Source organism: Melioribacteraceae bacterium, from assembly GCA_030584085.1.
GTDB lineage: Bacteria > Bacteroidota > Ignavibacteria > Ignavibacteriales > Melioribacteraceae > SURF-28.
The window spans coordinates 887,591-913,301 of record CP129490.1 but is presented as its reverse complement, the minus strand read 5'-3'; the positions used below and the strand labels follow the sequence as shown (position 1 = coordinate 913,301).

At 33.4% G+C, this 25,711-nt stretch carries 23 protein-coding genes; 10 read left to right on the top strand and 13 right to left on the bottom strand.

The genetic code is table 11. From position 1 onward, the window contains the following. Positions 1–79: 79 nt before the first annotated feature. From QY331_04215 to QY331_04195, 5 genes are all read left to right on the top strand, one after another. Positions 80–1,135 carry an RHS repeat protein gene (locus QY331_04215; GenBank protein WKZ70458.1) on the top strand — a complete coding sequence of 352 codons (1,056 nt, stop codon included), beginning with the start codon at positions 80–82 and terminating at the stop codon, positions 1,133–1,135. Between the two features lie 383 nt (positions 1,136–1,518). Then, on the top strand, positions 1,519–4,278 hold the full coding sequence (locus QY331_04210) for a TonB-dependent receptor (GenBank protein WKZ70457.1): 2,760 nt from the start codon (positions 1,519–1,521) through the stop codon (positions 4,276–4,278). 161 nt (positions 4,279–4,439) lie between these two features. Further along, on the top strand, positions 4,440–5,633 hold the full coding sequence (locus tag QY331_04205; protein WKZ70456.1) for an ectonucleotide pyrophosphatase/phosphodiesterase: 1,194 nt from the start codon (positions 4,440–4,442) through the stop codon (positions 5,631–5,633). A gap of 6 nt (positions 5,634–5,639) precedes the next feature. After that, the gene (locus QY331_04200; GenBank protein ID WKZ70455.1) at positions 5,640–6,917 is read left to right on the top strand and encodes a pitrilysin family protein; all 1,278 of its coding nucleotides are present in this window, start codon (positions 5,640–5,642) and stop codon (positions 6,915–6,917) included. Next, positions 6,907–8,268, top strand: a complete 1,362-nt coding sequence (locus QY331_04195) for a pitrilysin family protein (protein ID WKZ70454.1) — start codon at positions 6,907–6,909, stop codon at positions 8,266–8,268. The genes QY331_04200 and QY331_04195 overlap by 11 nt, the downstream gene beginning before the upstream one ends. On the opposite strand, the gene QY331_04190 is transcribed toward QY331_04195, so the two are convergent. From QY331_04190 to QY331_04135, 12 genes are all read right to left on the bottom strand, one after another. Next, positions 8,261–9,283: a hypothetical protein gene (locus tag QY331_04190; GenBank protein WKZ70453.1), complete on the bottom strand. Its 1,023-nt coding sequence runs from the start codon at positions 9,281–9,283 to the stop codon at positions 8,261–8,263. The genes QY331_04195 and QY331_04190 overlap by 8 nt on opposite strands. Before the next feature lie 65 nt (positions 9,284–9,348). Further along, complete coding sequence (locus tag QY331_04185) at positions 9,349–10,131, bottom strand: enoyl-CoA hydratase-related protein (GenBank protein ID WKZ70452.1); 783 nt, start codon at positions 10,129–10,131, stop codon at positions 9,349–9,351. Between the two features lie 9 nt (positions 10,132–10,140). Continuing rightward, positions 10,141–10,731: a hypothetical protein gene (locus QY331_04180; protein ID WKZ70451.1), complete on the bottom strand. Its 591-nt coding sequence runs from the start codon at positions 10,729–10,731 to the stop codon at positions 10,141–10,143. Next, complete coding sequence (locus QY331_04175; protein ID WKZ70450.1) at positions 10,724–11,209, bottom strand: hypothetical protein; 486 nt, start codon at positions 11,207–11,209, stop codon at positions 10,724–10,726. The genes QY331_04180 and QY331_04175 overlap by 8 nt, the downstream gene beginning before the upstream one ends. Position 11,210: 1 nt before the next feature. Beyond that, on the bottom strand, positions 11,211–11,651 hold the full coding sequence (locus tag QY331_04170; GenBank protein WKZ70449.1) for an SRPBCC family protein: 441 nt from the start codon (positions 11,649–11,651) through the stop codon (positions 11,211–11,213). A 25-nt stretch (positions 11,652–11,676) separates the two neighbouring features. Beyond that, positions 11,677–12,429 (bottom strand): 3-oxoacyl-ACP reductase family protein, encoded by a 753-nt coding sequence (locus tag QY331_04165; protein WKZ70448.1) that lies wholly within the window; start codon positions 12,427–12,429, stop codon positions 11,677–11,679. Then, positions 12,429–13,163, bottom strand: coding sequence for a tRNA pseudouridine(38-40) synthase TruA (truA, locus tag QY331_04160; GenBank protein ID WKZ70447.1), 735 nt, complete (start codon positions 13,161–13,163; stop codon positions 12,429–12,431). Before truA ends, QY331_04165 begins: the two co-directional genes overlap by 1 nt. 110 nt (positions 13,164–13,273) lie before the next feature. Continuing rightward, complete coding sequence (locus QY331_04155) at positions 13,274–13,993, bottom strand: hypothetical protein (GenBank protein WKZ70446.1); 720 nt, start codon at positions 13,991–13,993, stop codon at positions 13,274–13,276. Between the two features lie 4 nt (positions 13,994–13,997). Continuing rightward, positions 13,998–15,317: a tRNA (N(6)-L-threonylcarbamoyladenosine(37)-C(2))-methylthiotransferase MtaB gene (gene mtaB / locus QY331_04150; protein WKZ70445.1), complete on the bottom strand. Its 1,320-nt coding sequence runs from the start codon at positions 15,315–15,317 to the stop codon at positions 13,998–14,000. Positions 15,318–15,396: 79 nt separating this feature from the next. After that, a complete protein-coding gene (gene rpsA / locus QY331_04145) occupies positions 15,397–17,274 on the bottom strand; it encodes a 30S ribosomal protein S1 (GenBank protein WKZ70444.1) in 1,878 nt (625 codons plus the stop codon). A 93-nt stretch (positions 17,275–17,367) separates the two neighbouring features. Then, on the bottom strand, positions 17,368–18,060 hold the full coding sequence (gene cmk / locus QY331_04140; protein ID WKZ70443.1) for a (d)CMP kinase: 693 nt from the start codon (positions 18,058–18,060) through the stop codon (positions 17,368–17,370). A 91-nt stretch (positions 18,061–18,151) separates the two neighbouring features. Continuing rightward, the gene (locus QY331_04135) at positions 18,152–18,916 is read right to left on the bottom strand and encodes an inositol monophosphatase family protein (protein ID WKZ70442.1); all 765 of its coding nucleotides are present in this window, start codon (positions 18,914–18,916) and stop codon (positions 18,152–18,154) included. 155 nt (positions 18,917–19,071) lie between these two features. Here QY331_04135 and lon point away from each other — a divergent pair, with 155 nt between their 5' ends. Together lon and QY331_04125 are read left to right on the top strand one after the other, a co-directional pair. Continuing rightward, on the top strand, positions 19,072–21,492 hold the full coding sequence (gene lon, locus QY331_04130) for an endopeptidase La (GenBank protein ID WKZ70441.1): 2,421 nt from the start codon (positions 19,072–19,074) through the stop codon (positions 21,490–21,492). Further along, positions 21,492–21,998, top strand: a complete 507-nt coding sequence (locus QY331_04125) for a GAF domain-containing protein (protein WKZ70440.1) — start codon at positions 21,492–21,494, stop codon at positions 21,996–21,998. The genes lon and QY331_04125 overlap by 1 nt, the downstream gene beginning before the upstream one ends. On the opposite strand, the gene QY331_04120 is transcribed toward QY331_04125, so the two are convergent. Next, positions 21,995–22,768 carry a response regulator gene (locus QY331_04120; GenBank protein ID WKZ70439.1) on the bottom strand — a complete coding sequence of 258 codons (774 nt, stop codon included), beginning with the start codon at positions 22,766–22,768 and terminating at the stop codon, positions 21,995–21,997. The genes QY331_04125 and QY331_04120 overlap by 4 nt on opposite strands. Positions 22,769–22,884: 116 nt before the next feature. On the opposite strand from QY331_04120, the gene dnaX reads away from it, so the two are divergent. Genes dnaX through QY331_04105 form a run of 3 tightly spaced genes read left to right on the top strand, consistent with a single transcriptional unit; the run spans position 22,885 to position 25,627 of the window. Next, a complete protein-coding gene (dnaX, locus tag QY331_04115) occupies positions 22,885–24,534 on the top strand; it encodes a DNA polymerase III subunit gamma/tau (protein ID WKZ70438.1) in 1,650 nt (549 codons plus the stop codon). Between the two features lie 26 nt (positions 24,535–24,560). Further along, on the top strand, positions 24,561–25,013 hold the full coding sequence (locus QY331_04110) for a hypothetical protein (protein ID WKZ70437.1): 453 nt from the start codon (positions 24,561–24,563) through the stop codon (positions 25,011–25,013). Beyond that, complete coding sequence (locus tag QY331_04105; GenBank protein WKZ70436.1) at positions 25,013–25,627, top strand: hypothetical protein; 615 nt, start codon at positions 25,013–25,015, stop codon at positions 25,625–25,627. Before QY331_04110 ends, QY331_04105 begins: the two co-directional genes overlap by 1 nt. The last annotated feature ends 84 nt before the right edge of the window (positions 25,628–25,711 follow it).

The following is a 25,711-nucleotide window of genomic DNA, read 5'->3' as shown; positions in this document are numbered from 1 at the left end:
ATAAATCTTGTTTCTCTTATAAACCGCTTTTTCTATATTGCAAATGGAATAATAATATTTCACCGTGTGGAGGTTCAAAATGAATTCCTTCTCAAAAACCCTTTCTTTTATTTTGGCTTTAGTTTTGGTCTTAGCATTCAATTTGTCGGCACAGAAGAATTATTACAAAAAAAATGAAAACTCAAAAATTAGATCCTATGAACAAACTTCTCATGTTTATCAATTTGGTGAGCCTGTACCGATTGGTGTAAAGATGTTTGGTGGGGAAATTGATGAAAATGGAAATCTATCTTCATTAAGTATTTACGATAAAGATGGCGAACTTCAAAAAAGAACGAGCTATGAATATGATGCTTCCGGAAATATAACCAAAGAAACTTTTTATGAAGGTGATAACGATGTTATTTTAATGAAAAGATACAGGTATAACAACGAGAATAATTTAATTGAAGAATCTGAACATGAATCCAACGAAAGTATAATTCGAAAGAAAAGTTATGAATATGAGAATGGGAAACTTACAAAAGACACCGAATATAGTGGAAGTGGAGAAATTATCTCGCGTGAAGTTTTTTATTATACTTCGGGAAATGACCTAGATAAAATGATTGGTTATGATTCCGATGGTCAACCAAAAATTAAAATAGATTATAAGTATGATTCAGCTGGAAGGGTAATCGAAAAAATTACATACGATTCAGACGGAGAAATTGTCGACAAGATTGCAAATGAATATGACGAACAAGGCAATCTTATAACAAAAATTCTTTTTGAACCGGACGGCTCAATTGTTTCAAAAACCGCGAACAAATATGATCCGCAAAATCACTTAATTGAAACTATGGAATATGATGATGACGGTGATTTGAAGTTCATGAAAAAATTCGAGTACAATGATAAATCATTGCTTATTTCCGAGAAGGAATATAATTCGTCCGCCGAATTAGAAATTAGCTACGAATACTCTTACACGACATCCGGTGAAATTGAAAAAGAAATCTTTAAAAACATTGATGATGATGTCTATCAAGAGTTCAGATATAAGTATGATTCTTCTGGTAATCTGATAGAAGTTATTGAGTTTGATAGATTAAAAGAACCAATCAAATCGTTTATGATAAGGTATTCGAATTAATCAATTGCATTATCAACTTAAAGATTAAAAGTCTTTTTTTGCAATTATTATAACTTATTGAAAAAAGTTAAAAAACTCTTTTTATTATTTATGAGACATTAGTTATATTGGTGCATCAAAGAAATGTGATTTAGGACAAATTATTTGCAACGGTTAAAAACCTTTAATCAGATTTTGTTAAAAAGTATCATTCGCAACTCGTTCTCTATAAATCTAATTGAGAACTATAATATTAATACACTTCTTAATACCTCAAAGAATTTCGCAAGATTATATATTAAGAAATTGTTAAGATTTCTTGAAGTATTATTAAAAAAGGAAAGTACTTCTTATTATTACATAACTAATTAATTTATTTCACTAACCAAAAAAAGGGTTAACACATGTCAAAAATCTACAACTTACTTATTGCTCTCCTCCTAGTTGCATCCGTTGTTGTAGCCCAAAATTATACTGTTAAAGGTAAAGTGACTGATTCCAGAAATGGCGAAGCACTTATCGGCGCTAACGTATATTTGAAAGGCACAACTTATGGTGATGCTTCAACTCAAGGAGGTATGTATGAGTTTACTGCACCAAAAGGTAAGTACACATTAGTTTGTAGCTACATAGGCTACGAAACTGTTGAGTATGAAATCAACTTAACCAATGATATGGAAGCTGATTTTGATCTCGACGATTATGAATTCTCTCTTTCTGTTGAAGTTATTGCAGACCGTGCAAAAGAAAGAGAAACACCGGTTGCTTTTACAAATGTTGATAAAAAACAAATGGAATTCACACTTGGTTCACGTGATATTCCAATGGTTTTAAATTCCACTCCTTCAGTATACGCATCTGAACAAGGCGGCGGTGCAGGTGATGCAAGAGTTAACGTTCGTGGTTTTGATCAAAGAAACGTAGCTATCATGATCAACGGTGTTCCTATCAACGATATGGAAAACGGTTGGGTTTATTGGTCAAATTGGGATGGATTAAGTGATGCTACTTCTTCTATTCAGGTTCAAAGAGGTTTAAGTGCTGTTAACCTCGCTACTCCTTCGATTGGTGGAACAATGAACGTAATTTCCGATCCTACTCAGCAACGAGCTTCAATGTTCTTCAAAACCGAAACCGGAACAGGTAATTTCTCTAAACAATCAGTATTTGCTCATACCGGTTTAGTTGACGATAAATTTGCTATGAGTCTTGGTTTAGTTAAGAAAACAGGCGATGGAATTGCTCAAGGTACTTATACAGATGCTTGGTCATACTATCTAGGTGCTGCTTATCAAATTAACAAAACAAACAGAGTTGAACTCTATGCTATGGGTGCTCCTCAACGCCATGGTCAAAGAAGTTATAAATTAAATACTGCGCAATTCAGTCATGAATTAGCAAGAGAATTAGGATTTTCGGAAGACGTTCTTCAAGATCCAAGATATCAAGAACGAGGTGTAAACTACAATCCTAACTGGAATGGCGCTCCTTCATGGTATCAAGGAAAAGAATATTATGAAGAATACTGGAATACACCTATTTCTGATAGATATGATGCTAGTAATATGTGGGAAAGAGAAAACTACTATCACAAACCATTAGTTAACTTAAACTGGTATTCACAGTTTAGTGAAGCATTCTCTCTCTATACAACTGCATATTGGTCAGGTGGTAAAGGTGGCGGTTCAGGTACATACGGAAGTATGGTTTGGGATTATACAGGAAGACAAAGAGTTGCTGATTTTTACGGTACAATTAATAGAAACTTGGGAAATACCGCATTGTTGGATTTAAATGGTGACGGCGACAGCACATCTTACAGAGTTGCTCGTGGTATCATGAGAAACTCAGTAAACCAACAATGGACAATCGGTGCAATTTCTAAGGCATACTACAAAGTAAATCAAGACCTTACAATATCATTTGGTATTGACTGGCGTCATGCTGAAATTGATCACTACAGAGAAGTTCGTGATCTTCTTGGCGGGGATGTATTTAAAGAATTTGCCGGTAACAATCAATTCATTACAAATCCAAATGACTTATATGTAAGATTAGGTGATAAAATTAATTATGATAATACAAACACCGTTGATTGGATGGGTGGTTATCTACAGGCTGAATATACTGCCGATAGATTAACACTTTACGGTACTGCAGGCTATTCAGTAATTAAATACGACTATGAAGATCGTTTCAGAACAGCTGCTACATTAGCTGACGGAAGTCCAGATCTAAGTTCTGGTATTAGAAAAATTGAAACAGATTGGATTGGTGGTTATCAATTCAAAGGTGGTGCAAGCTTCCGTGTAACTACTGAAACTGATGTTTATGCTAATTTCGGTTATGTATCTAAAGTGCCGATATTTGATCAGGTGATTGATGACGTTAACGGCGTTCAACTTGAAGATCCGATGAATGAAAAATTCATCTCTGCCGAATTAGGTGCAAACTTCAGATTATTGAAGAACATGCTTAACATCAAATCAAACGTTTATTACACAAAATGGATGGACAGAGCTCAATCACGTGGCGTTCAAAATGCTGACGGTAGCGAAGGTCTAATTCGTCTTGATGGTATTGAAACTACTCATATGGGTATCGAAGCTGAAATCGCTTTCCAACCAGCTAGATTTTTAAGAATCGATTTAGCAGGCTCAAAAGCTGTTTGGGAATATGGAACAGATGTTAGCGGTTCCTATATTCCTGATGCTGGTGATCCAACCACAGTTGAAGAGTACACATATTACATTGATGGTTTAAAAGTTGGTGACGCTCCTCAATTCCAAATAGCTGCTGGAGTAACAGTATTCCCATTCGATGGTTTCCAAGCTCAATTATCATGGAACTTCAATGACGAATATTATTCAGCTTATGATCCATTTAGCAGAACAGATGAAACTGACAGAGCTCAAGTATGGCAAATTCCTTCATTCCATTTGTTCAACTTACATATGTCATACAATTTACCGATCGATTTTGCTGATGTTTCAGTATTCGGTCATATCTTCAACGTGTTTGATGCTCTTTATGTTGCTGATGCTACAGATAACAGTAGCTTCAATGCTTACACAGAAAACGGCGTTAACCACTCTGCTGATGACGCTGAAATTTTCCCAGGATTACCAAGAAACTTCAAAGCTGGTTTCTCAATTAGATTCTAATTCTTGGTTTTTCCATTTACAATTAAGCTGCTCCAAATGGAGCAGCTTTTTTTTTGTTATTCGTGTAAGCATATTCTGGTTAGAGAATCCATCTTTACGTAAAGATGGATTCTCTTTTCATTATATTTACAATTGAAAAACATTTCAATACCGGATTAGTAATGAAAAAATTTATTGTACTCTTCATAATGTTAAGCGGAATATTATTTGCCGGAAAACCTTATGTAATTCTAGTCTCTTTCGATGGATTCAGATGGGATTATGTAAATCGTGATATCACTCCTAATATACAAGAACTAATTGATAACGGTGTTCATGCACTGTCATTGCGTCCTTCATTTCCGTCAAAAACATTTCCAAATCATTATTCAATTATTACAGGAATGTATCCAGAAAATCACGGAATAATTTCAAACAATTTTGAAAATATTCACACTGGTGAAAAATTTACGATGCGATCTACCGAAGGAAATTGGTGGATTGGGCGTGCATTTTGGGAAATTGCAGAGAAGAACGGAATAACTACCGCAACTTATTTTTGGCCCGGTTCAAGACTAGACGATCAATTAAGAAGACCAACTTATTCAAAAGATTATTATCATGAAAAACCTTACGAAGAAAGAATCGATTCCCTCTTTAAATGGCTGCAATATCCAAAAGAAAAACGACCAAATTTTTTATCAATTTATTTTGATGAAACGGATACAGAAGGGCATAAGCATGGACCAAATTCAAAAGGCATAAATGTTTCGATACAAAGATGTGACTCCCTTGTTAAATATTTACGGAATGGTTTAAGAGATATAGGATTACTTGACAGTGTGAATATTATATTAACGGCAGATCATGGAATGACCGAGATTTCAAAAGATCGCACTGTAAACATTGAACAAATGCTCACAGGACTTGAATATAAGGCAACCGATGGTGATCCGTTTATGATGATTCAACCTTCCGAAAATGATAGAGAAAAAATTAAAAATATATTAGAAACGAATCAGCAACATTATAGATTTTACAAACGTGAAGACGTACCGGATCATTATCATTATTCAAACAATGGCTTAATTTACGATTTTGTTTTGATTGCCGAGCTTGGTTGGCTGCTTGTCAATAATCGCGATATGGAACGATGGGATGAATATGCCTCATCAGGTACTCATGGCTACGATAACAATGAACTTGATATGCATGGCATTTTTATCGCAAACGGACCGGCGTTTAAGAAAAATTATAAAACCGGAACAGTTTGGAATGTAGATATTTATCCGTTACTTTGTGAAATATTCAATATTCCTAAAAACATAACTATCGACGGCAAGTTGGATAGAATTAGTCACATATTGAAGAATTAACTACTATTGAAAAACAACATTCTTAATATAGATTACAAAAAAGAGATCTTGGATAATGGGCTGGAATTAGTTCTTGTGAAAGCTAATTCCATTCCATTGGCTACAGTAAACCTTTGGTATAAGGTTGGATCTGCAAACGAATCCCCAGGTAAAACCGGTTTTGCACACCTTTTTGAACATATGATGTTTCAAGGAAGTGAAAACGTTCCAAAGGAAAAGCATTTTAAATATATTCAAGAAGCCGGTGGCACCTTAAATGGTTCAACAAGTCTGGATCGAACAAATTACTTTGAAACAATTCCCTCAAACAGTTTAGAACTTGCGCTCTGGTTAGAATCTGATAGAATGGGATTTTTACTACCTGCACTGACAAAGGAGAAATTACAAAATCAAAAAGATGTTGTAATGAACGAACGCCGACAGCGTTATGAAAATCAACCTTATGGATTATCTTGGGAAACTTTATTCTCAAATCTATTTCCCAAAAATCATCCGTATAGTTGGCCCACAATCGGATGGATGGAAGATATTAAAAAATTCCAATTGGCGGATGTGAAGAGTTTTTTTAAAACTTATTATTCCCCAAACAACGCGAGTTTAGTTGTTGTTGGTGATATTGACTATAACAAGACCATTATACTGATTGAAGATTACTTTGCTGAATTCCCTAAAGGAAATACAGTACCAGAAATTTATGTTCCGGAAACTTCTTTAACTGAGAACAAATTAATTACTTTGGAAGATAACGTTCAATTATCACGTTTGTACCTTGCTTGGCATTCGGATAAGTTATATGGGGATGATGATGCCGCTTTAGATATTCTTTCCGAAATTTTAAGCGGATCAAAGAATTCTAGACTTTTCAAATCACTTGTCTTTGACAAGCAAATCGCACAAGATATAAGCACATTCCAGTATTCAGCAAAACAAACCGGGATGTTTATAATTGTTGCAACTGTTAAACCCGGACATTCTATTGAAGAAGTAAAAGAAACAATTATTAATGAGATTAAAAAGATCGGTAGCAAATCAATAAAGGATGAGGAACTATCGCGAGCCTTGAATAGCCTTAAATCATCTTATATTTTTTCATTACAGAAACAATCTTCGCTAGCCGATCAAATAAATAATTACAATTGTAATTTGGGAGAACCAAACTCTTTTATTTTTGATCTTGATAGATATGCACGAGTTACAAAACAATCGGTCGCTGTAGTTAAAGAGATATATTTAGACAAACCATTTATAGAATTACATGTAGTTCCGAAGATATATGAAAATTAATAGAACGAAAATACCATCTTCCGATATTCCCAGACCATTTGATATACCAAATATCAATTCATTTAATTTATCAAACGGATTGCCGGTTTTCTTCACTCAAAAAAGTAAATTGCCGATAGTTAAGATTTCTTTAATTGTTCCTGCCGGCAGCAGATATGACGGCTATGGTAACGAAGGACTTTCATATTTAACTTCGCTAGTTATAGATGAAGGAGCCGGAAATTATAATGCACTTCAACTTGCTGATGAAATAGATAAACTTGGTTCTTCGATTGATGTTTCAACAAGTGTAGATCATATATTTATAACAATGTCTTCCCTTTCTGAGAATTATAAAAGGACACTTGAGTTACTAAGTTTAATTTTTAAATCCCCTTTGTTTGCAAAAGATAATTACAGCAGAGAAAGGAAAAAACATTTAACACGAATTCTTCAATCGTTCGATAGTCCTGAGTATATTGCTGCAAATGCATTTCAAAAAAACATTTTCAAGAATTCACCATATGATAAACCGGTCCTCGGTTATGAAAAATCCGTTGAACATTTAAAGCTTCAGCAAATTAAAGATTTTTATAACCGATTTGTTCTGTCCAACGGAGTGAAAATTGTTGCAATAGGTGATGTTCAAAAAGAAGAATTATTTCTTCAATTAAAATATCTTTTTTCCGATCTCTCCATCAAAATAAAAAGAAATACTAGCGAATTACGACTAGCTAAATTACATGCAAAGTTGTATTTCATAAATAAAGAAGACTCCGCACAAAGCGAGATAATTGCCGGACATATTTGCAAGGAACGTAATGCTGAAGATCATTTAGCCGCAAAGGTTGCAAATACTATTTTAGGTGGTCAATTTACAAGCAGACTGAATTTAAATTTACGAGAAGCAAAGGGTTACACTTATGGTGCGCATTCTGCCCTAAGTTATAATCAACACGCCGGATATTTTACCGTTTCTACTTCCGTGCAATCAGAGTTTACGTTTAATTCAATTCGAGAAATTCGCAAGGAAGTTGAAGGAATTCGAATCCAGATTAGTGATGAAGAGATATCGTTTGCTAAATCATCCTTGATAAAACAGTTTCCGTTAATGTTTGAGACTTACTCCCAAATTCTCCAACGAGTAACAACAAAAGTAATTTTTGATTTAGAAGATTATTATGATCATTATATTCAAAATATTTGGGAGCTTTCCAAGAATGAAATTCTGCAAGCTGCAAATGAATATTTTAATCCTGCTAATCTTTCCTTTTTTTTGGTTGGAAATAAAAATGAAATATTTGATGATTTGAAAAGAATCAATGATTTAGAATTGATCGAATTAGATAAACTCGGTAATCCGATTAATTAGAATTACTCATACTTTGGTTTATTTGAATAATTTCATTTGGTCTATAAAATTTTGTCCCTCTTTTTTTTGCCTCGAGCAATATCTCATTTGACTCGTAAAAAATATTTGCATTTGTAACTATGATTTTTCCCTTTTCTCCGACACCGCTTTCTAAATAAAATTTAAGCAGAGAGAGCGCTTCATCATAATTATCAGGTAATGAAATGAAATCATTTAACCGGTACAACTTAACTTCTCGAGAAGTGAATTCGTCTCTAATAAAATTAAAAATTGCCGAATTGAAAATGCTTGATTTATCATTCACAATGAAAAGATCCGCCATACTGTAATTTCGACTTAAATATCTCACTGCTTCTTTCAATCTTGTTTTACTAAAATCAGAGGCAAGTTTGTATTTGTCTTCATCAATGTCATAATCAATAAATAGTGAGTAACTTTTTTTATAGTCATTCAATTTGATTATTGTTGAATCAGTTTCAATAGATGGTACAAGCAGAATACTGTAAGGAATCATTGAATAAAATAAACTCTCTTTTCTACTTTGGTTCAACTCTTCATAATTGGTAATTATAAAGGACAGCTTCGTATGCGGCCTTTCCAATTCATTTTCGACAGATATAGTAGATTGCAGCTTTAACTTATCGTTGGAAAGAATATTGAGTGTGGTTGTTGCGTTCACAACTTTTTCATCGGAAATTAAATCAACAGGATAATTTTGAAATGCATTTTTTAGTTCTAGAAGTACAGTAGCCGGACGTAAATCTCCCGGTAATTTTATTCTATAGACTTTCCCAAGTGAATCATATTGGCGACTGCTAATCGGCACTTGAGTAACCCATGAAGAATCAATATTGAATTTATATATAGCATCGATAAACAGACTATCAATTTCCGCTGCATCGGTTTCGGCTTTAACTAGTTGTGGTTCCGGCTTGTTTACTATATTAAGAACAACATTGGCAAATAATAATAAAACAGATAGCACAACAAGAATGTATATTGTTTTTTTCTTCATTCGTAAATAAAAAAATCTCCGGGTAAAATAATTCGCCCGGAGAAATTATCTGGATAAACTATAAATTATTTTTTAACAAAATTAGGTTTTCTTTTTTCAAGGAAAGCTTTTGTGCCTTCTTTAAAATCATCTGTACTACAAGCTAATCCGAATAAAGAAGCTTCATGAATAAGACCTTCCATAAGACTCATCTTTTCGGATGCTTTTATTGCTTTCACCGATAGTCTTACAGCAAGTTGTCCCTTAGAAACGATTTTTTCAGCTAGTTCAAAAGCTTTTGGAATAAGTTCATCCGAGTTATATACTCTATTTACTAAACCAATTCTAAATGCTTCATGAGCATCGATCATATCTCCGGTTAAGATATATTCCATTGCTCTGCCGGTATTTATCAGTTTTGCGAGACGTTGTGTTCCGCCATAACCAGGAATTACTCCGAGATTAACTTCCGGTTGACCAAATTTTGCCTTGTCGGAAGCTAATCTAATATGACAAGCAAGAGATAATTCACATCCTCCGCCTAATGCAAACCCATTTACCGCGGCTATAACAGGTTTACCCAAATTTTCAATATTATTAAAAACGGATTGGCCAAATTCAGCAAACTTTTCACCGGAGATTCCATTTTGTGAATGCAACTCGGAAATATCCGCACCGGCAACAAATGCTTTCTCACCAGCGCCTGTTATAATTACACAATCAATATTGTCATCTGTTTTGAACTTATCAAAAAGTTCATTCAGTTCTTGAAGAGTTTCTTTGTTTAAGGCGTTTAATTTTTCGGGGCGATTAATAGTAACAATTGCAATTGTGTTTTTAATTTCTACAAGCAAACTTTTAAATTCCATTATTCCTCCTTAATAAGTAACAAATACTGGTAATCTAACACGTAAATCGAACGAGATATATTGACGGGTATAAAAATATTGGTAATGAATCATCGCATCTAATAAAAACATTGAAAAACCAGCTCCAACGTGAAATCCAACTTTTACTTCATCTTCAACAAAATTTCTTTTTCCGGAATCTAATTTCATTTGATGAGAAATATGACTATAAGAAATCGAAAGTCCGGCTTCAACAACTGGCATAAGCAATATCACATTTTCAACCAATGGTGAATAATAATGACGTGCACCAATATTTAGACTTATCATGTTTGTTGAAATTGAAGAATGATCAGAATTTTTATAATAGTCTTGTTTCCCAGGGAAATGTTGAAATCCTAAATCACTGTAAAGAAAAAGTGGGAGAATTAAATTATCTGTATAAGATAAAGCTCCGCTGAATCCAACGCCAAGATTATGTGTTTCGGAAAAATCACCCACCGGAATTCTTGGACCAACTCCGACTGAAAAGAACAATCCTTTAACCTCTCCAAACCGCAAATCCTGTGCAGGTGTGATGAGCATTAATGCGAATAATAATACAAATAATTTTTTAATCATGATTTTCAAAATTATCAAAAGTGTTCATGTCTTTATTTATTGATGTTCCTATTCCATAATTATAAACAAGTTTGCCACCGTGTTCACCGGTTTCATAAATCAAATAAGATCCGATCAATACAAGGGGAATAAAAACGAACTTTAAAATTCCTTCAAACTTTTTCTTGAGTATTAAATAAGTTCTCAAAATAAGGATTACAAAATAATACCACAATGTAATTGTTGCATATGTTTCATGGTCGTTAATTAAAGTTGCGATTGGTAAATCGGAATTTAATTTAGCGAATTCGGCTGCTTGATTTCCAGTTAAGACTGCGCCTACTGCGCTAACCACGCCAATTGCCAATAGAAGAAAAGATGTTTTTTGTAGAAATATATTCTTACTTAAGATACCGACAATTTCCAAAACAGAATATAGTATAAGTATTGCAATAGGAAAGTGAATGATTTGTGGATGAAGTTCGGCTAAAAATTCCATACTATTTCTCGAAGATCGATTTTGTTTTTTTATGCCGATGATTAAACATTGTAGTCAACTGAATTATTATAAATGGAAGAAATGTTTTTCCGATAAACCCGAATGGCGGAATAAATTCAATCTTATCGGTCATTATAACTCCATCACCTTTTATCTCAAATATATGAGAATGGTACCAATATTCAAACATCCCCTTGACTTGAAGATCACCGATAAGTTTATTTGATTCAACTTTCTTAATAAATATTTCCCAATCTGTTTTGAACAAAATAAAATTCAGAGTAACTGTAATTGAAGAACCTTGTCTTAATGGGATTTCACTTATTTTTTTAATTGAGGCTCTAGGAAAGGAAGGTGAGATCCTGGGGAGATTGTTTGTATCTAAATGAAAATTAAACAGATCATCTATTGGGCATTTAATAAAAACAGATTTCTCAAACAAAAATGTTCTCTTTATATTTTTTGGGTTATCCCGCAAGAACACTTCCACCATTAACGTTTAATATTTCACCGCAAATATGCTGGGCATAATCGGATGAAAGAAATAATATTGGATATGCAATGTCTTCAGATGAAGCTATTCTTCCAACCGGAATATCTTTCCGAACTTTTTCTTTGTAGGATTTATCCGCAAATACTTCGTCGTTCATTTCAGTATCAACCCACCCTGGAGCAACAGAATTTGTCGTAATTCCAAAAGGACCAAGTTCCCAAGCCATTGATTTAGTAAATGAAATCATTCCACCTTTCGAAGCTGCATAGTGCGAATGAAAGGATTCGCCTCGCTGTCCAGCTGTTGACGATACATGAATAATTCTACCCCAATTATTTTTTTTCATATATGGAACAACTGCTTTAGTAAATAGAAACATTGAATCGAGATTAATTCTTAACAGTTTCTGCCAATTTTCTAATGTCATTTTCTCTAACTCACCGTCATTCCATATTCCGGCATTATGAACAAGTATATCAACATTTCCAAATTCACTAATAACCTTTTCAACACATGTATTTATTTCATTTTCTGATTCCATATCTACTTTATATGCATTCACTTTATCACCATAATTCGAAACCAATTCATCAGCTCGATGCTTAGCACTTATATAAGTAAAAGCGACATTACAATTTGCTTCTGCAAAAAGCTTCACACATGCTGCACCGATACCACGTGAACCACCTGTGATTAATACTGTCTTTCCTGTTAAATCGATTTTCATTAATACCTCACTTTATATAAAAATAAACCTTTTGCCAGAACAGCTTCACCCGCTGCTTCTCTATCTTTTTGTGATAATATTTTGATAAGATAATTTTCATCTAACTGATTTCGTTCAGCATAAAGCAATGTGCCGACAATTGTTCTTACCATCCCGTGTAAAAATCTATTTGCTTCAATATAAAACAAAGAAAAATCTCCGGTCTTTCGCCAATGTATTTCATTTATAATACATTTTTTATTTTCAATTTCGGTATTCTTTTTTGAAAAGGAGGTAAAATCATTTTCCCCTATGAGGATTTTCGACAATAGGTTTAATCGTAAAATTTGCTCAGATTTTAAATCGGGATATTGCAACGAATAATTTTTATAAAAAGGTGTTTTTTTATGACTAATTAAATAGAAATAGCTTCGTTTCTTAGCTGAAAATCTTGCATGAAAGTTCTCTTCAACTTGCTCAATATTTTTAATGGCAATATCATCAGGAAGAAGTGAGTTAAGCGAATACAAAATTTTATATAAATCTAAAAATTGATCTGATTGAAAGTTTGCTACTTGTCCCAAGGCGTGAACACCTGTGTCAGTTCTGCCCGAGCCAATTAAATTAACATCCTCTTTTAAAAGAATTTTTATCGCCTCTGCAATTCTTTGCTGAACCGAATCCGCATTTTCCTGAATCTGCCATCCGGAATAATTTGAACCATCATATTGAATTGTAATCTTGTAGTTGTTCATGGTGTAAAATTAAGAAATAAATATAAAACACGAAGAAAGTAGTTTTGGTATTTGATTAATGATTTGGGAATGATTTGTAGTGAACGCAAACTTTGCGTTCACTACATTTATTAAAATTTTGTTATGAAGTTTAAGTTTATCGACGTTGGGAGATTTGGATTTGTAGTCATTCCAACCGAGACATTCCATGTATCTTCTTCAATACGTTTATTGTAGGCAGAAACCATTCTAACTGCATTAATAGCACTTACAACACGATTAAGAATTAGTGCACCGACCGCAAAACGAACGTTGTTGAATGCATTTTCGGAGGAAGTCCACATTTGACGATACTCACTTCGTTGAGCATTATCTTTCCACTGCCAGAAGTGTGTTGATTCATCATAAATAGCATCAAAATTTCTACTTAATTCTTGTACTTTGTTGTATTGATAAATGTCTGTGTAAATTCCAATATCAGCAAAATATTTTTCGTCTTTACCATCAAGATTAGCTTTACCATTCGATTGAGCAAAAGAACGGTAGCTATCTTCTTTCCAGTTTCCATAAATATTAAGTCCGGCTACACCTCCCCAAAAGATTGCATCTGCTACAGTAAAATAAATTCCGCTATCATATGCATCGGCATAAAGTTCACCCATTCCGGGAAGTATCAGAGAATAAATGATTGCGAGACCGGCTTTCTTCTTTTCCGGTGAGGTTTGTAATTGTAAAGAATAGTCTTGATCAACTTCGGTTGTTATTTGTTGTTTAAGTTCAGCAATTGATTTGTTTTGAGTTTGCGAAAAAATAATTATTGGGAGCAAACTGATTAACAAGAGTTTTTTCATAATGTTATCCGGCTAATGTTTGAATGTTTTCTTCAATTAAATCAACAGTACAAATATTACCATTTGCCTCCCTTATTTTAACTTTTGTGAACTTGTTAATCAACTCACTGTTGTATGTATGCGAAACTCTAAGATATGATTCAGTAAATCCTTTCATAATACCGTTTTCATTTTGATCTTCAAAAAGGACAAATTGTTCTTCACCGATCATTGATCTATTAAATTCGGCTCTTTTTTTGTCACTTAATATACGAAGCATTTTATTTCTTTTCTTACGAATTGAGATGTCAATATTTCCACCCATTTCAATTGCTTTGGTATTTGGTCTTTCCGAATAGGTAAAAACATGTAAATAAGAAATCGGAAGTTCTTTAATAAAATCGTAAGTCTCACGAAAATGTTCATCTGTTTCACCGGGGAATCCAACAATAACATCCACTCCAATTCCGACATTTGGAATTGTATTTACAACTTTGGATATCAATTCTTGATAATTCTCTTTCTTATATCGGCGCTGCATCAATGCAAGAATCTCTTTACTCCCGCTCTGCAAAGGAATATGAAAATGCTTCGCCATTTTTTCATTATCACGTGTTAATTGAATAATATTATCATCAAGTAAATTCGGTTCTATCGAACTGATTCTTATTCTATAATCTCCTTCTACTTTTAACATTCGTTGCAGGAGATTGAACAGGTTCATATTATAATTAAGTCCGTAATCACCAACATTTACACCGGTTAAAATTATTTCTTTATATCCGACATCTAACAGAGTTTTGAATTCTTTGATTACTTCATCGGGATTCATACTTCTACTTTTACCACGGGCGAGTGGAATAGTACAAAACGAACATTTATAATCACAGCCATCTTGTATTTTGAAAAAGGCTCTGGTTCTTTCATTACCTTCTAATGATAATGAAGAGTGAAATTCGTTTAATTCATTTGTATCTGAAACATAAATACAGGAAAGTTCGTTTTTTGAAAAGTTGTTTGCATAGTCAAAGATGTTGAATTTTTCGTTACTTCCAAGTACAACATCTACACCATCGATTTGCGAAATTTCTTCGGCTCTCAGTTGGGCATAACAACCGGTGACTGCAATAAATGCATCGGGATTATTTCTTAAGGCACGTCTAACTATTTGCCTACATTCTTTATCAGCGTTATCCGTTACTGTACATGTATTAACAACATAAACATCCGCATGAGAGTTGAAATCAACAATTTCAAAACCATTATTCAAAAATTTTTGACTGATTGCTGATGTCTCGGAAAAGTTTAGCTTACATCCTAAAGTATGAAATGCAACTTTTTTCAAAACTTCCTCTATAAAAAAAGGCTGTATTTAAGTTATAAAGTTAATTAACTAAATACAGCCCTAAAATAATTACAACTTATTAATTTGATTCTTCTTTTTTATCGTCTTCTGTTTCTGCTGATTTTTCCGTTTTTGGTTCTTCAGCTTGAGGAGCTGCCAGTGTTTGAGTTTCGGGTTTAACTTCATATAAATCGAAGTCGGTTGCATCAAACTTTCCGGTATCAGCTTGTTTTATATCGTCAACAGTAACCTTTTCTAATTTATACTGTGTGATATAATTTGTTATTTCTTCGTCTGATTTTTCTTTCAACGGAGCTAATGCACTCAACACAATTTTCTTGTTTTCTTTATCGAATTCAAGAACAAGTAATTCGAGTTGAGTTTCAATTGGGAAACAGTATGATAAGTTTTTAATCTTACCAGGCGAAAGTTGTGTCGCTGGAATAAATCCGTCAACTCCTAATGGAAGTTCAGCGATTAAACCTTTTTCAATTATGCGTACAATTTTTCCATCAGTTTTCTTACCTGCTGCATATTCTTTTTCAAAGTTATCCCATGGATTATCATTTATTTGCTTATGACCTAACGAGATTTTTCTTTGTTCAGTATCTACACTTAAAACCACAACTTCAATTTCTTCACCTTTTTTAACAACTTCCCCGGGGTGACGAATTTTCTTAGTCCATGATAAATCAGAAATGTGAACTAATCCGTCAATACCAGGTTCAAGTTCTACAAAGACGCCGAAGTTTGTCAAGTTTCTTGCAATACCAGTATGTTTTGAACCTACCGGATATTTTTTAAGAAGTTCTTGCCATGGATCAGGAGTAAGTTGTTTCATGCCTAGAGAAATTTTCTTATCGTTTTTGTCTAAGCTTAAGATCACTGCCTCGATAATTTGTCCCATCGAAACAAATTGAGAAGGATGACTGATATGTTGTGTCCAGCTCATTTCAGAAATATGTATTAATCCTTCAATACCTTTTTCAATTTCGATGAAAGCACCATAATCGGTCAATGATACAACACGACCAGAAACTTTATCACCAATTTTGAATTTATCTTCAATTTTTTCCCATGGATGTGGTTGAAGTTGTTTTAGACTTAGAGAAATACGTTTCTTTTCTTTATCAAAATCAGTAACAACAATTTTGATTTTTTCATCAAGTTTAACAACTTCACTTGGGTGATTAATTCTTCCCCAGCTTAAATCGGTAATATGAATTAAACCGTCAACACCGCCAAGATCAACAAACACACCAAAGTCAGTAATCGCTTTTACGATACCTTCAAGAATTTGACCTTTTTCTAAACCGTCAAGAATTTCTTTTCTTTGATCTGCAATTGTTTCTTCGATAAGTACTTTATGAGAAACAACAATGTTTTCTGTTGGAATGTTAACTTTAACAATTTTAAAATCCATTGTTTGACCGACAAACGCATCGAAATCTCTAACCGGACGAATGTCAATTTGCGAACCAGGTAAAAATGCTTCAATACCTGTTAAGTCAACAACCATACCGCCTTTAATTCTCTTAAGAATTTTTCCAGGAATAACTTCTTCATTGTCATGAGCTTTAAGAATTCTATCCCAAACCTTAAGGAAGTCTGCGCGTTTTTTACTTAATACTAGATTTCCGTCTTCGTCCTCAACGCTTTCAATAACGATATCAACTTTATTTCCTATTTTGATTTCTTCAGTTGCGTTAAATTCTGTTTTAGAAATAGTACCATCTGATTTGAAACCGACATCAACAACAACGTTATCACCAAAAACACCAACAATTTTACCGGTGATGATTTCGCCTTCTTTAATGTCGTAAAATGATTCTGAATATAATTTAGCGAGGGTATTTAATTCCTCTTCCGAATATTCATCTTCATTAAATATTTTAGCATCGTCAAGCGCTTCTTTAGCTCGCACTTGCATTGCTTGATCTTTTTCCATTTCGGACATCGATCCTCCAAAAAAATACTATGCTTTTTAATTCTCCGTCATCAAAAGAAATAAAAGCATTAATTTAGTTTTACATTTGTTATTTGTGATGACTTAAATATTTTTTCTTAATTTCATTCCGACAGCTTTTTCAATCATGTCTAAAATTTTATAAATCTCATCAGGTATAGTCATGTTAGTCGAATCTATTTCAACGGCATCTTTTGCTTTAATTAATGGACTAACTTCTCTACTGCTGTCAATTCTATCTCTAACTTCTATATTTGATCTAACTTCTTCTAAAGTAAGCTGCTGACCTTTTTCGATTAATTCTTTATGTCTTCTTTTTGCTCTTTCTTCTATACTTGCAGTTAGAAAAACTTTTATAGTTGCATCGGGAAAAACAATTGTTGTTGTATCTCTACCTTCGGCGATGAGATCGGTATCTGTTCCTAAATTTCTTTGGATTTTTACCATTGCATCTCGGACTTCGGAAATTTTGCTTACTTCACTTACGTAGGAATTTACTTCCGGTGTTCTGATATTATCTGTGACTTCTTCACCATTAATAAAAACTCTTGTAATGCCATTTTCAAACTGAAGTTTAATCTTTGCATCTGAAGCAATTTTTATGATCTCATCATGATCATTTTGAACACCATTTCTAAGAACTAAGTAAGTTATTGCTCTATACATTGCTCCGGTATCAACATAAACATAATCAAGCATCTGGGCTAAATGTTTAGCAACAGTACTTTTCCCGGCTCCGGCTGGACCATCGATCGCAATGACAATGTTTTTTGACATAGAATAGAAAATTAAGAATTATTCGTTTTTTTAGCAACTAAAAATCCGAATAAATATTTGAAATACAATAACTTAGAGAGATGATTTACTATTAACTACTTAAAATTTCACTTATCTTATTGTGTAATTTACAGTTTGTCGCTAAGATCTCAGAAGTATAATTGCCGATTTCAGCTCCGGCAAAATTTGTTACTTTTCCACCAGCTTCTTCAACAATTAATTTACCCGCGCAAAAATCCCATGGTTGGAGTTTCATTTCCCAATAACCGTCAAATACTCCGGAAGCAATATAGCATAAATCAAGTGCGGCAGATCCCAATCTTCTAACAGCTCTGGATTTCAAAAGTAATTCTGTAAACTTTTCCGAAATTTTAGGCATGTGGGATTCTAAATCATATGGAAAGCCCGTTACAAGTAAACTTTGCTGCAGTTCCGACGTTGAACTTACATTTATGCGAGTATCATTCCTCCATGCACCGGATCCAAATTCTGCAGAATAGATAGTATTCATCATAACATCATTAACGACGCCATATATAGTCTGGCCATTTTTTTGAACTCCAATTGAAACGGAAAAAATCGGTAATCCATAGGCAAAATTTGTAGTTCCGTCAATTGGATCAATAACCCATCTGAATTCTGAATCAGAATTGGTTTCTCCACTTTCTTCGGCTAAAATTGAGTGATTTGGGAATTCCTTTTTAATGAAATCCGTTATAAATTTTTCGGTTTTCTTATCATAATCGGTTACTAAATCTGAGCTATTTGATTTGAAGTTTATATCAAATTTTCCGTTAAAACCTATTTTGGCAACTTCACCAGCTTGCTTGGCTATATCAATAATTTTATCGAGCATAATTTGCAGAATTATTTTTTTATTAATGAATAAACATAACCACTTCAACCACAAAACTAAAGATATCATGCTGTTATTTGTACATTTCTTGTTGACGAAAGTGATTATTGGTATATTTGGTGTTGATTTACTGAAACTTAAGGAGAGAAACGTTAATGAAAGAAAAGATTCGAAAATATTCGTTAGATGAGTCAATTGTGGAAGATATACCAACTAAACTTCCGGTTTTACCACTGCGAGATAATGTAATTTTCCCGTACATGATTTTTCCTGTTTTGGTGGGAAGAGAACAATCCATTAGAGCAGCAAATTTTGCTTTAGAAAATTCCAAATATATTTTTCTATCATCACAGACAAAGGCAAATATTGAGGAACCCACAAACAAAGAAATTTACCTTGAAGGAACAATCGCAAAAATTATTCAAATTTTAAAACTTCCCAACGGATTAATGAAAATCCTTGTAGATGGAATTATTCAAGGAAGAATTAAAAACTTTGTCGATAACCCTAATTTTTTTGAAGCAGAAATTGAAGTTGTTCTTCCTAAATATGAAGATCCGAAGGAGATGAATGCACTTATCCGTCAGATGACAAATATGTTCAAAGAATATGTAAAGATTAATAGAAGTATTCCGCTGGAAACTATAAACTCGTTTGAAAATATAGATGAACTAGATAGAAAACTATTTTATGTTGCAGCGAACATAAATCAGAGCATTGAAGTTAAGCAGAAAATACTTCAGAAATTTTCTTTGAAAGATCAGATTTACGAAGTAATGAAAATCCTAAGCTCTGAAGTTGACATTTTAAAAGTTGAGAAAGAGATTGAGTCTAAAGTTCAAGAAAATATTACAAAGACGCAGCGTAAGTTTATAATACAAGAGCAAATTAGAATTCTGCAAGATGAACTGGGTGATGACGAAGAAGGTTCTCAAGAATTTGTAAAACTTCGTGAAAGAATAAAAAAAGCAAAAATGCCTAAACATGTTGAAGAAAAAGCTTTAGAAGAATTCAACAAGTTAAAGAAAACACCTCCAAGTTCGCCGGAATCTAGTGTTATAAGAAATTATTTGGATTGGTTGATTGATATTCCTTGGAAGAAAAAGACAAAAGATAATCTTGATATCTCCAACGTAAGAAAAATTCTTGATGAGGATCATTTTGGATTAGACAAACCAAAAGAAAGAATTGTTGAACATATGGCGGTTCTTAATTTAGTAAAGCAAATGCGCGGACAAATTTTGTGCTTTGTAGGACCTCCGGGAGTTGGCAAAACATCATTGGGAAAATCAATCGCACGCGCACTTGGAAGAAATTTTGTGAGAATTAGTCTCGGTGGTGTTCGAGATGAAGCAGAAATTCGTGGTCATCGCAGAACTTATATTGGTTCTATGCCGGGTAAAATAATTCAATCTATGAAACGTGCCGGATCAGTCAATCCACTTATGCTTCTTGACGAGATTGATAAAATGAGTATGGATTTCAGAGGCGATCCTTCTTCGGCCATGTTGGAAGTTTTAGACCCCGAACAAAATCATACATTTAACGATCACTATCTTGATATCGATTATGATTTGTCACAAGTAATGTTTATTACCACTGCAAATGTTCGATATAACATCCCTTTACCTTTACAAGATAGAATGGAAATAATTGAATTACCAGGATATTTAGAATTCGAGAAAAAAGAAATTGCTAAACGCCATATTATTCCTAAGCAAATCTCGGCTCATGGATTAGATAAATTCAAAGTTGACTTCAAAGAAGGAGCAATTTCAAAAATCATTAATGAATATACACGTGAAGCGGGCGTTAGAAATCTTGAACGTGAAATTGCATCCGTTCTACGTAAAACGGCAAGATCAATAGTTGCGGAATCTTCAAAGAATGGAAAGAATATTCGAAGTAAAAAAACGTTTGTAATTGATGAAGCTAAGATCGAAGAATTTCTCGGAGTTCCAAAGATTCGTTCTCAGAAGAATAAAAATGAAGCAACTATCGGGACAGTAAATGGTTTAGCTTGGACAAGTGCCGGTGGTGATATTCTATTGGTAGAAGCCTCGGTAATGCCCGGTGCTGAAAAGTTAAGTGTTACCGGACAAATCGGAAACGTTATGAAAGAATCAGCATTTGCGGCGTTAAGCTATTTGAGAGCAAATGCGAAAGATTTTGGATTGGCTCCACATTTTAATAAAGGCAAAGAAATTCATATTCACCTTCCGGAAGGTGCGATTCCAAAAGATGGCCCTTCTGCCGGAATTACTTTGGCAATGGCAATGTATTCAGCTATTTCCGGCAAATTACCAAAGTCTGATGTTGCAATGACTGGTGAAATTACACTTCGTGGAAAAATTCTTGCTATCGGCGGGTTAAATGAAAAGTTACTAGCCGCAAGAAGAAATGGAATGAAAACAGTTTTAATTCCACAAGAAAATGAAAAAGATCTGAAAGAAATAAAAACAGAGGTTAAAGAAGGACTTAAAATTGTTCCGGTAAATACTATTGGTGAAGCAATGCCATATGTCTTTAGCGGTTTTAAGAAAAAGCAAAATCCAAAAACTCGATCAAAAAAATGATGGCTGACGAAATAATTGTAATACAAGGAAGCACTGATAAAGAAATCTATGAACAATTAATTCCGCAAATTAATTCGTTAATAAATCCCGATGAACCAATAATAAGTTCTCTTTCAAATGTAACTGCTGCGTTAAAATCAGCATTCAAAAAAATAAGTTGGGTTGGTTTTTATTTGTTGAAAGATGAAACTCTTTACCTCGGACCATTTCAAGGGAAAGTTGCATGTACACAGATTAAAATCGGTTCGGGAGTCTGTGGAACATCTGCCCAAACCCGAGAAACAATTATTGTTGAGGATGTCGATAAGTTCCCCGGTCATATAGCTTGTGACAGCAAGTCAAAATCGGAAATTGTTATTCCGCTGAGTAGAGATAATGTCTTATGGGGAGTTCTTGATCTCGACAGCTATTCTTATTCTTCGTTTAATGCTATGGATGCAAAATACTTGAATGAATTGGTAAAAGTATTAGTACAAAAATTGGATTTCACTAAAATTAAGTTTTAGTTTATTGATTCTTTATGATAGATTTGATTGAGAAGTTCTTCAATCATTTCAGGCTCAGCAATATTGTGATCAAAATCTTGGTTAATTTTATTTTTTCCAACCACGAAAATTTTTGTGTTTAGTATAACACCTTTTAAAGCCTTGTCCGCAATAAACTTTTTAATTTTCTTAGCTATAAATTCTTCGCTTATGGTCTTAATTCCCTCATCGAGGACTACTATTGCCGTAAGATTTTTTAAATAGTATTCTAATCCTTCCGGTGCAGAATCAAAAGTTATAATAGAAAAATCCGGATTCAATTTTTCAACTATAGTCGACCAATTTTCTCTATTGTTAGTAATTATTAATAAACTTTTCTGTTCGATATTTGCCTTATTATTTTTCACTTCATCTGATTTGCACTTAATTAATTCGATAAATCGATTTATTCGTGATAAAGTTTCATGCGCCATTAAGGGCTTAAGCAAATAATCTGATGCTCCTAGTTCTAGAGCATGTTCTACATCAGATCTGGTATTATTTGCGGAAGTCATCATAATTGGAATTCGATTAGTATCGGGATTCGAAACCAAAATTTCCAACAACTCAATGCCTGTCATTAGCGGCATCGAAACATCCGCAATTATTCCATCGAATTTTTCATTCTCCAAAAGTTTTAATGCTTCAATACCATTTGAAGCCGAGTAGATTTCACATCGATGGTGAGTTTGAATTATCTTTTTTAAGTAGGCAAACGAAGCCTGCTCATCCTCAACAATTAGTATTTTCATAGCCAATATTTTTTCTAATATTATCGTAAATAATGAAGCAAAGTTTAGCAATCTTATTTGCAAGAATATTATTATTTTTTATTATCTTATAAATTCAAGAATTTAAGAAGAATATTATGGAATTTGTTGTAACCGCGCGTAAATGGAGACCACAGCTTTTTGAAGACGTTGTCGGTCAAGAACATATAACAACCACTCTAAAAAATGCAATTGTTAATAAAAGAATTGCACACGCATTTATCTTTGCCGGTCCACGCGGTGTGGGTAAAACTACAACTGCGAGAATACTGGCAAAATCATTGAACTGTTTGAATCCAACCGATGGAGAACCTTGTAACAATTGTGAAATGTGCAAATCATTTCAAACTTCACAGTCCATGGATATCATAGAGATTGATGGCGCATCGAATAGAAGAATTGATGAAATTCGGACATTACGCGAATCAGTTAAGTATGCACCTTCAAAAGGAAAATATAAAATTTATATCATTGATGAAGTACATATGCTAACAACGGAATCGTTTAATGCACTTCTTAAAACCTTGGAAGAACCCCCTGAACATACGATATTCGTATTTGCAACTACCGATATTCACAAAGTTCCTTTAACTATTATTTCACGTTGTCAAAGATTTGATTTTAGAAGAATCGAATTGGATGCAATAAAGAAACAATTAAAACTGATTGCTGATAATGAAAAGATAAAAATTGACGACCAATCCTTAACTCTTATTGCAAAAAAAGCCGATGGAGCATTGAGAGATGCACAAAGTTTGTTTGATCAAGTAATTTCATTTTGTGGAAATCATGTTAAGTCGAATGATATATTCCTAATGTTGAATCTTATAAACGAAGAAATTTATTTTGATTTAACGAATGCTATTCTTCAAAAAGATTTTAAAGTTGCATTCGAAGTTTGTAAAGAAATTTACGATAACGGTTGGAATTATGTAGATTTCTTCGACGGTCTTATAGAACATTTTAGAAATATTTTAACAGTTATTATCACCGGAAATCATAAACTTATTGAGGCTGCAGAGATTTTTAAGAATCGATATCTTGTGTATCAAAATAAATTCAACGAAGCGGATATTTTAAGAATACTGGCTTTTCTAAACCGAAACATTTCCGAACTCAAAAACGTCCAAAATCAAAAATTGAAATCAGAAATTATTTTGAGCCATTTGATAGGATTAGAGAGAACATCAACTATTACTGAGTTGATTTCAAAAATTGACTTGTTGAAAAATGATAAAGAATTTAATTTGAAATCGGAATCTCATTCTGACACTTATAATGAGTCTACAAATTCGAAGCGTAATAGTACTGATGATGTTGCTTCCAAAGTAAATGTTGGATTAAAATCGCCTAATTCAAATAAAGATAAGACTATTACTAGTTTTAAATCACCAACTGTAAATCCAAATAGCGATCTTAATCAAGTCATTGATAAATGGAGTGAATTTCTGACTTATGTTGAAAAAGATTATTCGTTTGGCCCGTTGCTAAATAATTCCCAACCTCTAGGTGTTAACGACTCAATTGTAGAAATTTCTGTTGAAAACGATGAAGATATTCAGCATCTTAATAGTTCAAGAGAAAAGTTTGATTTACGTTCAAAGGAATTTTTTGGAAAACCTATCGAAATAAATTTTATTTCAAAAACAGGTAAGAAGATTGAAGACTCGGATTCCGAGATTGAGCAATTTAACTCTCCTCTATCGAGAGCAGTTGTTGATCAATTAGGCGGACGCGAGATAAGATAATGATTCATTAAATTCTAGGGGGCTTTATGGTCAAAATAATATCGTTTCTACTTTTATCAATAATGTTAAGTCTTTCTTCATTAGCACAGGGTAAAATATTCTTAGAGGACGAGGCAGAACAATTGTTTGGTCCGGTTAAACAAAAAACACGTTTAAATACACGAGTATTTGAAGCCTTCATTGATACACACGAACATTTAATGTTCAAGATGGATAAGGCCAAAATAAATGTATTAGGGCGCAATAGAGTCCCAATAATAAAGCAATTTGAAAGTTCAGCTGATGAGGTTTATCACTTATTCAGTTCTGAAGTTATAAGAGAACTAATTGGGAAGGGCAAGAATCCGAATACTTATATTGAGACAAGAGAAGAAGTATTAAGTATCTCTAATGGTATTTACGTAATGGAAATTGCATTCCCTTGTCCCCCATGTTGTCCGGAATGCCCAGATTGGCCTTGGCCACCAAAGGATGAATAATGAAAATCACGACATTAGTACAATACTTTAGTGCTTTTTCAATACTCTTCCCATTAAGTGCGGCGGTTGTCTATTGGATAAAAAGAAAATTCACATTTGAGAAGCGAGTTAACATTATCGCAGCTTACTTTATTATTGCACTTGTAACTCAAGTATTTATGCTTCTATTGTCATTCTCTGGTCAATCAAATTTGTCTGTTATCAGAATTTATGTAATTATTGAGTCCTTAATACTTAGTTATTTTCTGCTAAGCATACAAATTAAATCCAGCGTACGAAAATTATCATTAACCTTTCTATTCGGATTAATTATTTTCCTAGTCGATTATTACTGGGGTAAACCGAACTCTTTACCGATCGAATCAATAATGTTTGAATCCATTATTATTACGATAATAGGCATGACTACGATTCCTGAGATTAGATTAGAAAAGAGTCACGAAAACTCTTTCTATTATTTCGTATTCGCAATTATGGTATACTCCGTAAACAATTTAATTGGTTATGGTTTTATGGAACTTGCACCTGGTTTTTCGCTTACCGTACAAGCCATTGTAAATGTCGTTAAGAATCTAATTTTTACTTGGGGATTTTATTTATTGATAAAAAAATAATGAGAATGGAGTAGATATTAATTTTAAGGCCGATTATTTTAATCGGCTTTTTTATTTTAAAATAAAAGAGCCTCGCAAAAACGA